This is a genomic window from Rhodococcus sp. NPDC059968, from assembly GCF_042738615.1.
Taxonomy (GTDB): Bacteria; Actinomycetota; Actinomycetes; order Mycobacteriales; family Mycobacteriaceae; genus Rhodococcus_F.
In genome coordinates, this window is record NZ_JBHWUE010000060.1 from 47,338 (window position 1) to 61,497 (window position 14,160).

16 protein-coding genes are annotated in these 14,160 nt (G+C 66.2%); 11 read left to right on the forward strand and 5 right to left on the reverse strand.

Annotation, left to right across the window (positions count from 1 at the left end):
* Positions 1–3: 3 nt before the first annotated feature.
* The 4 genes from ACFWAY_RS35550 to ACFWAY_RS35565 form a co-directional block, all read right to left on the reverse strand.
* Complete coding sequence (locus tag ACFWAY_RS35550) at positions 4–579, reverse strand: DUF3558 domain-containing protein (RefSeq protein ID WP_378513818.1); 576 nt, start codon at positions 577–579, stop codon at positions 4–6.
* The gene (locus ACFWAY_RS35555; protein ID WP_378513819.1) at positions 576–911 is read right to left on the reverse strand and encodes a hypothetical protein; all 336 of its coding nucleotides are present in this window, start codon (positions 909–911) and stop codon (positions 576–578) included. The genes ACFWAY_RS35550 and ACFWAY_RS35555 overlap by 4 nt, the downstream gene beginning before the upstream one ends.
* Positions 912–1,008: 97 nt before the next feature.
* Positions 1,009–2,352: an HNH endonuclease gene (locus ACFWAY_RS35560; protein WP_378513820.1), complete on the reverse strand. Its 1,344-nt coding sequence runs from the start codon at positions 2,350–2,352 to the stop codon at positions 1,009–1,011.
* A gap of 81 nt (positions 2,353–2,433) precedes the next feature.
* Positions 2,434–3,033 (reverse strand): TetR family transcriptional regulator, encoded by a 600-nt coding sequence (locus ACFWAY_RS35565; protein WP_378513821.1) that lies wholly within the window; start codon positions 3,031–3,033, stop codon positions 2,434–2,436.
* A gap of 142 nt (positions 3,034–3,175) precedes the next feature.
* Between ACFWAY_RS35565 and ACFWAY_RS35570 the strand changes: the two genes are divergently transcribed.
* The 7 genes from ACFWAY_RS35570 to ACFWAY_RS35600 all read left to right on the forward strand — a co-directional run bounded on the left by ACFWAY_RS35570 (position 3,176) and on the right by ACFWAY_RS35600 (position 9,808).
* The gene (locus ACFWAY_RS35570) at positions 3,176–4,321 is read left to right on the forward strand and encodes an acyl-CoA dehydrogenase family protein (protein ID WP_378458990.1); all 1,146 of its coding nucleotides are present in this window, start codon (positions 3,176–3,178) and stop codon (positions 4,319–4,321) included.
* Positions 4,322–4,361: 40 nt separating this feature from the next.
* Complete coding sequence (locus ACFWAY_RS35575; RefSeq protein ID WP_378458989.1) at positions 4,362–5,123, forward strand: SDR family NAD(P)-dependent oxidoreductase; 762 nt, start codon at positions 4,362–4,364, stop codon at positions 5,121–5,123.
* 44 nt (positions 5,124–5,167) lie between these two features.
* Complete coding sequence (locus ACFWAY_RS35580) at positions 5,168–5,863, forward strand: TetR/AcrR family transcriptional regulator (RefSeq protein WP_378458988.1); 696 nt, start codon at positions 5,168–5,170, stop codon at positions 5,861–5,863.
* 123 nt (positions 5,864–5,986) lie between these two features.
* Entirely contained in the window at positions 5,987–6,796 is an 810-nt protein-coding gene (locus ACFWAY_RS35585) for an SDR family oxidoreductase (protein WP_378513822.1), read from the forward strand.
* Positions 6,797–6,818: 22 nt separating this feature from the next.
* Complete coding sequence (locus ACFWAY_RS35590) at positions 6,819–8,060, forward strand: acyl-CoA dehydrogenase family protein (RefSeq protein ID WP_378513823.1); 1,242 nt, start codon at positions 6,819–6,821, stop codon at positions 8,058–8,060.
* Complete coding sequence (fabG, locus tag ACFWAY_RS35595; RefSeq protein WP_164062969.1) at positions 8,057–8,815, forward strand: 3-oxoacyl-ACP reductase FabG; 759 nt, start codon at positions 8,057–8,059, stop codon at positions 8,813–8,815. Before ACFWAY_RS35590 ends, fabG begins: the two co-directional genes overlap by 4 nt.
* A 3-nt stretch (positions 8,816–8,818) precedes the next feature.
* On the forward strand, positions 8,819–9,808 hold the full coding sequence (locus ACFWAY_RS35600) for an NADPH:quinone oxidoreductase family protein (RefSeq protein ID WP_378513824.1): 990 nt from the start codon (positions 8,819–8,821) through the stop codon (positions 9,806–9,808).
* On the opposite strand, the gene ACFWAY_RS35605 is transcribed toward ACFWAY_RS35600, so the two are convergent.
* Positions 9,805–10,263, reverse strand: a complete 459-nt coding sequence (locus tag ACFWAY_RS35605) for an SRPBCC family protein (RefSeq protein ID WP_005251449.1) — start codon at positions 10,261–10,263, stop codon at positions 9,805–9,807. The genes ACFWAY_RS35600 and ACFWAY_RS35605 overlap by 4 nt on opposite strands.
* 119 nt (positions 10,264–10,382) lie before the next feature.
* Here ACFWAY_RS35605 and ACFWAY_RS35610 point away from each other — a divergent pair, with 119 nt between their 5' ends.
* From ACFWAY_RS35610 to ACFWAY_RS35625, 4 genes are all read left to right on the forward strand, one after another.
* Positions 10,383–11,003: a TetR/AcrR family transcriptional regulator gene (locus tag ACFWAY_RS35610; RefSeq protein ID WP_378458851.1), complete on the forward strand. Its 621-nt coding sequence runs from the start codon at positions 10,383–10,385 to the stop codon at positions 11,001–11,003.
* Between the two features lie 99 nt (positions 11,004–11,102).
* The gene (locus tag ACFWAY_RS35615; RefSeq protein ID WP_378458850.1) at positions 11,103–12,314 is read left to right on the forward strand and encodes an acyl-CoA dehydrogenase family protein; all 1,212 of its coding nucleotides are present in this window, start codon (positions 11,103–11,105) and stop codon (positions 12,312–12,314) included.
* A complete protein-coding gene (locus tag ACFWAY_RS35620) occupies positions 12,311–13,336 on the forward strand; it encodes a phosphotransferase family protein (protein ID WP_378458849.1) in 1,026 nt (341 codons plus the stop codon). Before ACFWAY_RS35615 ends, ACFWAY_RS35620 begins: the two co-directional genes overlap by 4 nt.
* Positions 13,333–14,070: an SDR family NAD(P)-dependent oxidoreductase gene (locus tag ACFWAY_RS35625; protein ID WP_378513825.1), complete on the forward strand. Its 738-nt coding sequence runs from the start codon at positions 13,333–13,335 to the stop codon at positions 14,068–14,070. Before ACFWAY_RS35620 ends, ACFWAY_RS35625 begins: the two co-directional genes overlap by 4 nt.
* Positions 14,071–14,160 lie beyond the last annotated feature (90 nt).

Genomic DNA, 14,160 nt, shown 5'->3' on the forward strand with positions numbered 1-14,160 from the left:
GACTCAGCCCTCCTTCGGAATGTAGCGTTCGAAAATGCGGGCGGTTTCTTCGAGGCCGGCGCACCACTCAGATTCGGGCGCGGGACCCGCATAATCAACGACGAGCCGGCGAGTGAAACCAAGGAATCCGTCTGACGTTTCGATGCTGAGATCGCAGGCGTTTCTAACTGCGGGATCGAACTTCAAGAGAGCGCGGCGGCCGTTGATTTCGATCGGTGTCGCGTAGGCCCTCGTCTTCTCTTGCTCCTCGGCGAAAGAGACATTCCCTGAGAGGACGTTCATACCGTATCGCCGTTCTGGTGTGTCGTAGCTGCAACCGAGGAAGGTGTAACTCCCACCTTTGAAATCGGCGTTCTCTTCACTATTGGGGTCGTATCCAGCCTCAATCAATGCGGTGTCAGGAAGATCAAGGCAAGGATCGAACGTGACCTGAGGTCGGTCAGAATTGTCGACGTAGCGGGGCGTACGAGTCGTCGTGGTGAGCGAAGTATCTGAATGGGTACTGATTGCAGGGGTGCCGCATCCTGACACCACAACCGCAAGTCCGGCGACGCTGACGGCCGTAACCCAGCCTCTCATGCGTTTATACCTCCCTGGATTGTTCCCAGAGCTATTCGGATCGCGCTATCGGCGTCCCCAAATGCCTCGCCGCCAGCCGCGAAGGTATCCCGCATCAACACGATCGCGTCACGAAACTGGTCAAGACGTGCGACGACAGAGTCCTCATCCCCGGTGAACTTTCGCTGATAGCCAGCTTGCAATTCTTGCGCAGAGGTGAATCCTCCAAAGCCGCTAACCAGCCGTAGCCGATCCGCCTTTGTCGCGGCCTCATCAATCTGCTCCAGCATCGTGTTGCACACGCCGACACACTTCTCGATTGCGTCATCTTCCAGACACAGTGTTTTGCTCATTCCCATCCCCCCAGTACTCGACAGGACCCCCACGGCCGCGTGCGGAGATGCTACCGCACAGGTGTGTCACTCGGTCTAGTGCGCAGCGACCCGATGTTCAGGCCGCGTGAAGGTATTCGATGAGGATGCGTTCCACCGGTGAGCTGATCTGAACCTCACGGAACGGCAACGGTTTCGGTAGTGGTGGTGCGGTTGATCGGTACCGGTGTCCGGTGGGGGTGTGGATCTCAATCTTGTGCAGTCCGCCGGGCAGTTGGTGGGGCTTCGCCCTCCACCCTGCGCCTTGCTTGGCGTAGTTGCAGGCCGCGCACAGACCGGCGCCGTTGTGTGCGGTGGTCGGGCCCTCGTGTTCGCGGGGTTGGATGTGGTCGTGATGCCGGACCGGCGCATCGCACCACGGTGTCCGGCAGGTTCGATCGCGCAGATCGATCAACCTCGCCAACCCGGCAGGGAAACAGCGGGCCTGGGATTCGGTTGCGGTCAGTGCTCCGGAGTGCGGGTTCGCGTACAGGCGGCGCAGAGTCACCCTCGCCTCGTCCCCGGTTTCCGGATCGATCGTGGCCCGGACTGCCTCATGTATCCAGTGCCCCGCCAGTGCCGCGGGGACGGGCCCGTACCCCTGCACGTAGGCGGGTTCGGACCCTCGGTCGAGGAGCGCGCGGTCGGAGATCACGAGGTTCACGGTGATCGGAGGTGCCGTCGCGGTGTGGGGCGCGCCGGTCACTCGGGAGACGAGGAGGTCGGCCATTATCTGCGACCGTGTGCGCTCGTCGCCGGCGGCGAGGATCGAATCGGCGTCACGGGCGAGGGTCGCGTGCACCGCGACCCCCTGTGCCACCGGCAGTAGGGCGCTGACGTAGGCCATGGTGTCCGGCGCGGGACGGGAAGTGACCCGCCGATCTGAGACCGCCTTGCGGGCCCGTCGCACCATGGCTTCGGCGTCGACTTCTGCGGCGGCCGCGCGAACTTTCGCGCACACCGCCTGGTCGCCGAGCGAGTCCAATGTTGCCGGGTTCGCGCACAGCAGGTAGTCGAGTGCAGTGCGGTCTTCTCGGGTCAGGCACGCCGTTTCGCGGACGAGGATCGTTGCTCGCCACTCGCTCAGCAACCCTCGTTCGAGCAGCGCCAAGGTGCAGGGCATCTCGTGGACCAGCGCGGTCGCCATGCCGAGATGACGGCCACCCCGAAACGGTGAGTCCCGTCGTGCCAACGCCACCTGGTTGGCGATGCCTTGCCCTCGCTGCGCTACCGGCACTTCGCGGTCTGCTCGTGCGGCGCGGATGGAGGCGTCGAGGTCTGCGGTCACCCGGGCTTGCACGCCCGCACAGGCGGCTTTCACCTCTTCGAGTGTGCGGAGTACGTCGATGCGTGTCGCATCGTCGATCTCCCGGTCGAGTTTCGGTAACTCGGCCAGAAACGCGGTCACCCCTGCTGCATCCACCCCGACCCCCCGGCTGCCGTCGATTCCCCCGAATCGAACGTATGTTCTAGTCTAGCCGACCCTGCGGGACGTTGGCAATACCTAACCGGCACCCACCAGGCGCATGGCGAGGTCGGAGTAGAGGTTTGCGACGGCCTCCGGTTCGGTGTACGCGCCGGCCGGGAACCAGCGGCAGATGTCGACGCACAGTGACATAAGCGCGAGGGTGACACCTTCGCCGTCGGGCACCGTGAATTCGCCCGATGCGGCCCCGGCGTCGACGACGGCACGGACGATGTGGGTGATGTCGCGGCGCAATTTGACCACGTCGCGATAGTGCTCGGGCGTGAGAGCGTTGAGTTCGTACTGCACGACGCGAGCCTGTGCGTGGTGCGTGGCCTGCCAGCTCGCGAATGCGCCGATCAGCGCCTGCAGTCTCGTCGAGGGGGCCTCGTCGGGGCGGTCTGCATTCACGACAACGTCGAGCGCGGCGGTGTGGCCTTCGTAACTGATCGCGAAGAGCAGCTCTTCCTTGGATCGGTAATGCGGGTACATCGCGGCGGGGCTCATATCGAGGCGGGCGGCGATCTCCCGGGTGGTGGTACCCCCATAACCGCCGGTCGCGAATGCGTCGACGGCTGCGGCTCGGATGCGGGCGGCAGCCTTGGAAGGGCTGATCACCTGGTTCGGTGATTCGCTCATGTCGTTCTCCATCCTCGGCTGCGCGGCTGTTGACAATACCGCGCCACACGATCAGTATAAGCAAGCGCTTATAAAATAAGCACACGCTTACATGCCGGAAAGCGTGGACACACCACAGCTGGATTTCGAAAAAGGAGCGGTCATGCGACGCACCCTGTACGGCCCCGATCACGAGGCATTCCGCGAATCGGCACGGGAGTTCGTGAACCGCAACCTCCTGCCGGTGGCCGACAAGCTCATCGAGCAGCGCTTCATCGACCGCGAGATCTGGCTCGAAGCCGGGCGCAACGGATTCCTCGGGCTCGAGGTCCCCGAGGCGTACGGCGGAAGCGAGGCCGGCGACTACCGGTTCAATGCGGTTCTCGCCGAGGAGCTTTCGCGGGCGAGCGCGGCCGTGTCGTCGAGCTTCGGTATTCACGCCGACGTCGTCGCGCCGTACCTCGTGCAGCTCACGACCGAGGAGCAGAAGCAGCGCTGGCTGCCGAAGTTCTGCACCGGTGAACTGCTCACCGCGATCGGCATGACGGAACCCTCCGGTGGTTCCGACCTCGCCTCGCTCAAGACCACCGCGGTCAAGGACGGCGACGACTGGATCATCAACGGTTCCAAGACGTTCATCACCAACGGCTACAACGCCGACCTGGTGATCGTCGCGGCGCGCACCAGCCCTGAGAAGAAGTCCAAGGGCATCACCCTGTTCGCCGTCGAGACGGGCATGGAAGGCTTCGAGCGCGGACGCAAGCTCGACAAGGTCGGCCAGCACGAGGCGGACACCGCCGAGTTGTTCTTCGAGAACGTGCGTGTCCCGTCGACGAACATCATCGGTGAGATCGACCGTGGATTCATCCACATGATGGAGATGCTGCCGCAGGAGCGTGTCGGCGCCGCTGTCTCGAACCTCGCGCACGCCGCGCCGATTCTCGAGGAGACGATCCAGTACGCCAAGGACCGCAAGGCATTCGGACAGCCCATCGGTTCATTGCAGTGGAACAAGTTCCTTCTCGCGGACCTCGTCACCCGTGTCGAGGTCACCCAGGCGTACGTCGACAACTGCGTCGCCGCACACGCCGACGGTGAGCTCACCGCGGTGGACGCCGCCAAGGCCAAGTGGTGGACTGCTCAGGTGCAGAACGAGGTCCTCGACCACTGCGTGCAGCTGCACGGTGGCTACGGATTCATGACCGAGTACCGTGCCGCCCGTGCGTGGATGGATGCCCGTGTCACCAAGATCTGGGCCGGTTCCAACGAGATCATGAAGGAACTGATCGGCCGCGACCTCGGCCTCTGAACCCCTACCCCGTAGCCCGACGACAAAGGAGTCGCCTCGTATGTCCGTTCTCGACAAGTTCAGCTTGACCGATCGGGTGGTCGTCGTGACCGGTGCGTCGTCGGGCCTCGGGGTCGCATTCGCGCAGGCCGCGGCGGAGGCCGGTGCCGACGTGGTGCTGGCAGCGCGCCGCACCGACCGTCTCGAGAAGACCGCCGAACTGGTGCGGGCCGCGGGACGGCGGGCGTTGTGCGTCGCGACGGACATCGCCGACCCGGCTCAGGCGCAGAACATGATCGACGCGGCCATGGAGAAGTTCGGCCGCGTGGACGTGCTCGTCAACAACGCCGGTGTCGGTACGGCTGTCCCCGCGACGCGGGAGACTCCGGAGCAGTTCCGGCAGGTCGTCGACATCAACCTGAACGGTTCCTACTGGGCGGCGCAGGCGGCGGGCAAGGTCATGAAGCCGGGCAGCGCGATCGTGAACATCGCGAGCGTGCTCGGTCTCACCACCGCGGGACTTCCGCAGGCCGCGTACGCCGCGAGCAAGGCCGGGGTCATCGGTCTCACTCGCGACCTGGCGCAGCAGTGGGGTGCTCGCAAGGGCATCCGGGTGAATGCGATCGCCCCCGGCTTCTTCGAGACGGAGATGACGGACCAGTACCAGGACGGGTACCTCGAATCGATGAAATCGCGGCTCGTTCTCGGTCGCCTCGGTGATCCGGAGGAGCTGGCCGCGACCGTGGTCTGGCTCGCGTCGGACGCCGCCGCGTACGTCACCGGTCAGACGATCGCGGTGGACGGCGGCATCACCATCACCTGAGCGTCGGGTTGGGCGGCGCTGCCGTGCTGGCGTATAAGTAGGAAATGACCACGCGCACCGTCCATGAAGAGTGGGACGACCAGCCCGCCCCGTCGATGGCGGCCACCGATCTGTTGCGGGAGCCTCCGGCGACCCCACGTGGTGCACGCACGCGCGCGGCGTTGGTGGCGGCCGCGCGGACGGTGTTCGAGCGGTCCGGGTACCTCGACGCCAGGCTCACCGACATCACGAAGGAAGCCAACTGCTCGACGGGGTCCTTCTACACCTACTTCGACAACAAGGAGCAGGTGTTCGCCGCCGTGCTCGAGGTGGCGCAGGAAGACATGATGCATCCGGGCATGAAGCGGGTGCAGGACACCGACGACCCGTATGCCGTCCTGGAGGCGAGTAACCGCGCCTACCTGGAGGCCTATCGGCGTAACGCCAAGCTGATGGGGCTGCTCGAGCAGGTCGCGCACATCGACCCGGCGTTCGCGGACCTGCGGCGCCAGCGGGCCGACGCGTTCATCGCGCGCAACGCGCGAGGCATCGCGGAACTGCAGGCGCGGGGCATCGCCGACAAGGAGCTGGACCCGATGCTGGCGTCGCGGGCGTTGTCGGGGATGGTCAGCAGGCTGGCCTACAACGTGTTCGTGGCCAGCGTGAACGGGACCGACGGCACTCCGGTCGATTTCGACGACGTCGTGTTCACCACGACACGCATCTGGGCAAACGGGCTGAGGTTCCCCGAGCTGAGCTGAGCTCTCTCCGACGGCGTGAGCGCGTGGGGCACCCAGGTCGACGAAGCTGAATCCGACACCGGGTTCAGGTGATTTCTGTGGAAGACTGGGGTCACGTTCGTGTCCCCTCGAGGGAGGAATCTCGTGCAGGTTGCGCAGAAGGTCGCCATCGTCACCGGTGGCGGAGGTGGAATCGGCGGCGCACTCGCGGAGCGGCTCGCCGCCGAGGGTGCCAAGGTCGTCGTCACCGATCTCGATGGCACCGCGCTGGAATCGATCGTCCGAAAGATCAACGCCGAGCACCGCGGCGCTTCGCTGGCGGTGCAAGCCGACGCATCAGACGACGCACAGATCGCCTCGGTCATCGACGCCGCGGAGCAAGCCTTCGGCCCCGTCGACCTCTACTTCGCCAATGCGGGCGTCGCGGCAGGGGAGGGCCTCGAACCCGACGACGCGGTGTGGGATCTCGCCTTCGACGTGAACGTCCGTGCGCACATCCGGGCGGCACGCCGCTTGGTTCCCGGCTGGATCGAGCGCGGCGCGGGGTACTTCGTCAGCACGGCCTCGGCCGCCGGGCTGCTCACCCAGATCGGTTCCGCGCCGTATTCGGTGACCAAGCATGCCGCCGTCGGTTTCGCCGAATGGCTGTCCGTCACGTACGGCGACAAGGGGGTCCGCGTCAGCTGCCTGTGCCCGATGGGCGTCAACACCAAGCTGCTCACCGACGACGCCGCGCTGTCGGCTACCGCCGCACGTGCCGTCACCACCGCGGGTTCGGTGCTCGAACCGTCCGAGGTGGCCGAATGCGTTCTTGCCGCAATGGAAGCCGAACAGTTCCTGATCCTTCCGCACCCTGAAGTGCTGGAGATGTACCGGCACAAGGGCGCCGACTACGACCGATGGATTCGGGGAATGCGCCGCTACCAGGCCTCGCTCCTCGCCCAGCCGTCCTGACCCGACCGCACGAGGAGTCCGCATGTCGCTGTTCGATGTATCCGATCGCGCCCGGCAATACCAGACTGATCTGCTGGAGTTCATGGATTCGCATGTGTATCGGGCGGAGGCGGTGTACGAGGAGCAGATGCGGGAGTCGGGGGATCCGCATTTCCAGCCGCCGGTGTTGGAGGAGTTGAAGGCGGAGGCGCGGCGTCGGGGGTTGTGGAATCTGTTTCATCCGCATCCGGGGACGGGTGCGGGGTTGACGAATCTCGAGTATGCGCCGTTGGCGGAGATTATGGGGCGCAGCCATATTGCGTCGGAGGCGTGCAATTGTAATGCCCCGGATACGGGGAACATGGAGGTGCTCGAGTTGTTCGGTACGGCGGAGCACAAGGAGAAGTATTTGACGCCGTTGCTGGCGGGGACGATGGCGTCGGCGTTTGCGATGACGGAGCCGGCGGTGGCGAGTTCGGATGCGACGAATGTGGAGTTGTCGATGGTCCGGGACGGTGACGAGTATGTGCTGAACGGGCGGAAGTGGTTCGCGTCGAATGCGTTGCATCGGAATTGCCGGGTGTTGATCGTGATGGGGAAGACGGATCCGTCGGCGGCGCCGCATCGGCAGCAGTCGATGATGGTGGTGCCGATCGATGCGCCGGGGGTGACGGTGATGCGGGGGTTGCCGGTGTTCGGGTATCAGGATCGGGAGGGGCATGCGGAGATCGACTTCGCGGATGTGCGGGTGCCGGTGGTGGATGTGTTGAAGGGGGAGGGGGAGGGTTTCGCGATTTCGCAGGCGCGGTTGGGTCCGGGTCGGATTCACCATTGCATGCGGGCGATTGGGATGGCGGAGCGGGCGTTGGAGTTGATGTGTCGTCGGGCGTCGTCGCGGGTGACGTTCGGGAAGCCGGTCAGTGAGAATGCGAATGTTCAGGATTGGATTGCGGAGGCGCGGATCGAGATCGAGATGATTCGGTTGTTGACGCTGAAGGCGGCGTATCTGATGGATACGGTGGGGAACAAGGAGGCGCGGACGGAGATCGCGGCGATCAAGGTGGCGGCTCCGAATATTGCGTTGAAGATTGTGGATCGGGCGATTCAGGTGCACGGTGGGGCGGGGGTCACCGACGACTTCCCGCTCGCCATGATGTACGCCCATCTCAGGACATTGCGTCTCGCGGACGGACCGGACGAGGTCCACAAGATGTCCATCGCGAGAAGAGAACTGCGTAAATACCGTACGAAGACCGAGAACAATCAGCATGGAGGAAACAAGTGAGCCAGGAACGTAGAACCGCCATCGTCACCGGATCCGCCCGGGGAATCGGTGCCGCCGTCGCGAAGCGGCTGGCCGACGACGGCTACGCGGTCGCCGTCCTCGACCTCGACGAGGCCGCGTGTGCCGGCACCGTCGACGCGATCAAGTCCGCCGGCGGCGAAGCGCTGGCCGTGGGCGCGAACGTCGCCGACGAGGCGTCGGTCGCTGCGGCTGTCGAGCGGGTGGCGAATGAGCTGGGCGCCCCGACGATCCTGATCAACAACGCCGGAATCACCCGCGACAACCTGCTGTTCAAGATGACCGTCGACGACTGGGACGCGGTGATGAACGTGCACCTGCGCGGTGCGTTCCTGATGTCGCGGGCCGTGCAGAAGTACATGGTGGACGCCAAGTTCGGGCGCATCGTGAACCTCTCGAGCACCTCTGCGCTGGGTAACCGCGGGCAGGTCAACTACTCGGCCGCCAAGGCCGGCATGCAGGGCTTCACCAAGACGCTGGCATTCGAGCTCGGCAAGTTCGGCGTCACCGCGAACGCGATCGCGCCCGGCTTCATCGAGACCGAGATGACCGCCGCGACCGCCGAGCGGGTGGGTGTCGGCTTCGAGGACTTCAAGAAGGCGGCGGCGTCGCAGATCCCGGTGAACCGCGTCGGGCAGCCCGAGGACATCGCGCACACCGCGTCGTTCTTCGTCAGCGAGGGCGCCGGATTCGTGTCGGGTCAGGTCGTCTACGTCGCCGGTGGACCGAAGGACTGATCGATGAAGGCGTGGCGTGTACACGAATTGGGGCAGCCGAGGGACGTTCTGACGTTCGAGGACGTCCCCGACCTCGAACCGAAGCCGGGGGAGTTGCTCGTCAAGGTGCTCTCGGCGGCCGCCAACTTCCCGGACGTGCTGTTGTGCCGCGGTGAGTACCAGATCAAGCCGCCGCTTCCGTTCACTCCCGGTGTGGAGCTGTGCGGCGAGGTGGTGGGCCTGGGCGAGAGTGTCACCGAGTTCTCCATCGGCGATCGGGTGATCGGCATGCCGAGCCTGCCGAACGGCGGGTTCGCCGAGTTGGCCGTCATGTCCTCGGCCACCGCGTTCCCCGCTCCGGAGGCCCTCGACGACGCCGAGGCGTCGGCGCTGTCGATCGGGTACCAGACGGGATGGTTTGCGCTGCACCGCAGGACGCAGATCCAGCCCGGCGAAACCCTGCTCGTGCAGGCTGCGGCAGGTGGTGTGGGCAGCGCGGCCGTGCAGCTGGGTAAGGCGGCAGGCGCCAAGGTGATCGGCGTCGTCGGCGGGCCCGAGAAGGCGGCCTACACGCGGGAACTCGGTGCCGACCTGGTGATCGACCGGCACAGCGAAGACTTCGTCCAGGCAGTGAAGGACTTCACGGACGGTCGCGGTGCCGACGTCGTGTTCGATCCGGTGGGCGGCGACTCCTACACGAAGTCCACCAAGTGCATCGCGTTCGAGGGCCGCATCATCGTGATCGGATTCGCGAGTGGCACCATCCCGTCGCCCGGGCTGAACCATGCGCTGATCAAGAACTACTCGATCATCGGGCTGCACTGGGGGCTGTACAACGCCTACAACCCCGCCGCGATCCGGGAGTGTCACGAAGAGCTGACGAGGATGGCGGCGGCCGGCGAGATCAAGCCGATGATCAGTGAGCGGCTCGGGCTCACCGACGTCGCGGACGGCATCGCGCGACTCGGCGAGGGGACAACCGTCGGACGGCTGGCTTTCCTGCCCGGACGCTAGCGGTTGCGCTTCGCGTACAGCTCCTCGAGGTTGTGCCGCAAGGTCGCCTCGGTGTTCTTCACGGCCGTTTCGACGAACGGTTCGACGATGAGACCGAGGGCCTTGCCGGTGAGACCGCCGGGGAGTTTGTACGCGAAGTCCACGCTGATCTCGGTCTTGTCCTCACCGTGAGCGGTGAACTCCCAGGTGGAGGAGTTGGCGGCGCCGTCGAGCGACGCCAAGGTGATGACCCGGTCCTGCTCCCACTCGGTGACCTCGAGCCGGGACCGCAGCGTGCTGGGGCCGATGTGGATCGCGGCGTCGAATGTCGACTCCATCCCCTGGTCGAATTCCCCGATCGGACGGAACTCCGAGACTCCGAACATCCAGTCGGGGACCGTCCGGTAGTCGTCGATGTACGCGAAGGCCACGTGGATGGGCACGGCTGCGATCGCAGAGTGACGGACGTGGATCATCAGGTGGTCCCTGGCTCTCTGTCGGAGAAGGCTGTCGATCTGGGCGACCTCGTTCGACTCTAGTCAACTCCCGCGACCACAGCAGGGGAGCGGCGGGTGCCTGTTCTACCGTAGGACCCATGACGGTAGAGGGCACCCAGCGCGGTAGTTCCTGGCGTGAGTACACCGACCAGGGTTTGTCCAAAGTTCTGGCCGCGGCGCTGGCGGCGTTCGTCGAGAAGGGGTACGACGGTGCGTCGATCCGTGAGATCGCGTCCCGCGCCGGTCTGTCGGTCCCCGGTCTCTATCACCATTACCCCTCCAAGCAGGCGCTGCTGGTGGGGCTGACGAACGCGGTAATGCGCGAACTCCTCGATCGCAGCCACGCGGCGGTGGCCGAGGCGGGCCCGACACCGGGCGAGCGGTTCGACGCGGTCGTCGAGTCGCTGCTGCGGTTCCACATGTACCGGCGTGAGCAGGCCTTCGTCGCGTCCCGGGAGACGCGGAGCATGGAACCGGAGAGCCGGAAGGCGTACATTGCGCTGCGCGACGAGCAGCAGGAGATGCTGGACGACATCGTCCGCGAGGGGGTGGCGGCCGGGCTGTTCCGGACGCCGTTCCCGGAGGACGCGAGCCGTGCCGTCGTCACGATGTGCGTCGCGGTGTCCACCTGGTACCGGGAGGACGGGCCGCTGTCGCCCGATGAACTGGTCGAGCGGTACCTGGCGATCGCAAGGAGCACGGTCGGCGCGTCCGACTGAGTCTTGACCGGCTTCCGAACGTGTGGAATTGTCGGGGACGACTTCGACCGAGCGAGTGATCGGTCGGTACCGGAGTCGTCGTACTGACTGGAGGTAGTTGTGGCGATCGATCTGTCCTACGCACCCGAGGTGACCGCGCTCGTCGAGAAGACCGAGGCGTTCACCCGCGAAGTCGTGCTGCCCATCGAGGACGAGCACGGCGGCGACATCACAGCGGCCGGCGGCGACACCCTGCGCGTCGAGCTGCAGAAGGCAGCCAAAGACGCCGGTGTCTTCGCCCCGCACGCGCCCGTCGAGTACGGCGGGCACGGCCTGAACATGACCGATCGCGCGCCGGTGTTCGAGGCTGCGGGATACTCGCTGTTCGGTCCGACCGCTCTGAACATCGGGGCGCCCGACGAGGGCAACGTCCACATGCTCGCGCACATCGCCAGCCCCGAGCAGAAGGAGCGGTTCCTCGCCCCGCTGGCGCACGGCGACATGCGGTCGGCGTTCGCCATGACCGAACCGTCGCCCGGCGCCGGCTCCGACCCCTCGGCGCTGACCACGCGCGCCGAGAAGGTGCCGGGCGGGTGGAAGATCAACGGCCACAAGTACTTCATCACCGGCGCTGACGGCGCAGGGTTCTTCATCATCTTCGCCCGCACGTCCGGCGTGCCCGGCGACCGCGGCGGCGCCACGATGTTCCTCACGCCGGCCGACGCCGAGGGGCTGAGGGTGGGGCGTCACATCGACACCCTCGACCGGGCGATGATCGGTGGGCACTGCGAGGTGTTCTTCGAGGATCTGTTCGTCCCCGACAGCGGGGTCCTCGGCGAGGTGGACCAGGGATTCGCCTACGCCCAGGTCCGGCTCGGGCCCGCCCGGATGACGCACGTCATGCGCTGGCTCGGTGCGGCGCGCCGCGGCCACGACGTCGCCGTGGCCCACGTCGCGCAGCGTGACGGTTTCGGAGGCAAGCTGGGCGATCTCGGCATGGTCCAGAAGATGGTCGCGGACAACGAGATCGACATCGCCGCCACCCGGGCACTGTTGACGCGGGCGTGCTGGGAACTCGATCAGGGCGGCCACGCGAGCAACTCCACGTCCATCGCGAAGACCTACGCGTCCGAGGCCATCTTCCGCATCGTCGACCGCTCCATCCAGATGTGCGGCGGTCTCGGCGTGTCCGGCGACCTGCCCCTCGCTCGGCTCTCCCGCGAGGTGCGACCGTTCCGCGTCTACGACGGACCGTCCGAGGTGCACCGCTGGGCCATCGCCAAGCGTGTCGTGGGCGCCGCGAAGAAGGCTGCGCGGGAGGCGGGCGCATGACCGAACATCGTGGGCTCGATCTCGTTGCGCTGCGGAAGTTCCTGTCCGAATCGGACGTTCCCCTCGACGGTGAGTTGCGGGCCGAGTTGATCGCCGGCGGCAAGTCCAACCTCACGTACGCCATCTTCGACGACTCCTCGCGGTGGGTGCTGCGAAGGCCGCCCACCGCGGGGCTCACGCCCTCGGCGCACGACGTGGCGCGCGAGTTCCGCATCACCTCGGCGCTGCAGGGCACCGACGTCCCGGTGGCCGCCACCGTCGCGTTGTGCGAGGACGACAGTGTGATGGGCGCGTCGTTCACCGTGGTGGAACACGTAACGGGCCAGGTGATCCGGACCAAGTCGGATCTCGAGGCGCTGTCCGACGACGACATCGACTCGTGCACCGACGAACTGGTCCGGGTGCTCGGCGCGTTGCACAACGTCGACTACGACGCCGTCGGGCTGGGTGAGCTCGGCCGCCCGGACGGGTACGTGGCCCGGCAGGTCAAACTGTGGGCGAGCCAGTGGGGGCGGGTGAAGACGACGGACTCCGCGGACGTCGACCGCCTCCATGCCGCGCTGGTCGAATCGATTCCGCAGCAGTCGGAGTCGTCGATCGTGCACGGCGATTACCGCATCGACAACACCATCCTCGCGTCCGGCGACGTGAGCACCGTTGCGGCGGTCGTGGACTGGGAACTCTCGACCCTCGGCGACCCGCTCACCGACGTCGCCCTGATGTGCGTCTACCGGCATCCGGCTCTCGACCTGGTGCTCGGCGAACCGGCGGCCTGGACGAGCCCGCGTCTGCCGTCGGCCGACGATCTCGCACAGCGTTACACCGTGGCGTCGGGGCGCGAACTGGTCCACTGGAACTTCTACCTGGCGCTCGCGAACTTCAAACTCGCCGTCATCGCCGAGGGCATCAACCACCGCTACCGGGTCGGCGCCACCGTCGGTGAGGGTTTCGACAAGGCCGGCGACGCGGTGCCCGAATTCATCGCGGCCGGCCTGCGCGCCCTGAAAGGACAGACCGTATGAGTCGCACCGCACTGATCACCGGCGCCTCGCGCGGTATCGGACTCGGTATCGCCACCCGCCTCGCCGAGCAGGGGTACGGGCTGACGATCACCGCCCGCGATCGTGATCGGCTCGAGTCCGTGGCCGCCGACCTGCGGACCGCAGGCGCGAAGGATGTCGTCGTGGTCGCGGGGGACCTCGCCGACGAGGAGTCGGCGGGACGGGTCGTCGAGGCACATGCCGACGCCTTCGGTTCACTGAACGCGCTGGTACTCAACGCCGGGGTGGGAACCGCGGGCCCCATCGGCGAGTTCCCCATGCACCGATTCGACAAGAGCCTCGGAGTCAACCTGCGGGCGCCGTTCAGCCTGCTGCAGCAGTCGCTGCCGCTGCTGCGGACCGGTGCGGCGGAGAACCCGGGACGTGGGTCCAAGGTCGTGGCCCTGGCATCGATCACCGGCGTGTACGCCGAGGCGGGGCTCGCCGTCTACGGGGCGACCAAGGCCGCGCTGATCTCCCTGACCGAGACGCTGAACGTGGAGGAGTCGGGCAACGGCGTCTCCGCGACCGCGCTCGCCCCGGCGTACGTCGACACCGACATGTCCGCGTGGATCCACGACACGATCCCGCCGGAGGCGATGATCGAGGTGAACGACATCGTCGAACTCGTCGACGCCCTGCTGCGATTGTCGTCGCGGGCGGTGGTCCCGAAGATCGTCGTCGGACGCGCCGGAACGGACGGCTACCGCGCCTAGAGCGTGTCTGCTATTTGCGGACGCGGTGATGGATGACGAGCGCACCGAGGAGTACGCCACCGAGATAGGTGGTGGCGTACTTGTCGTAGC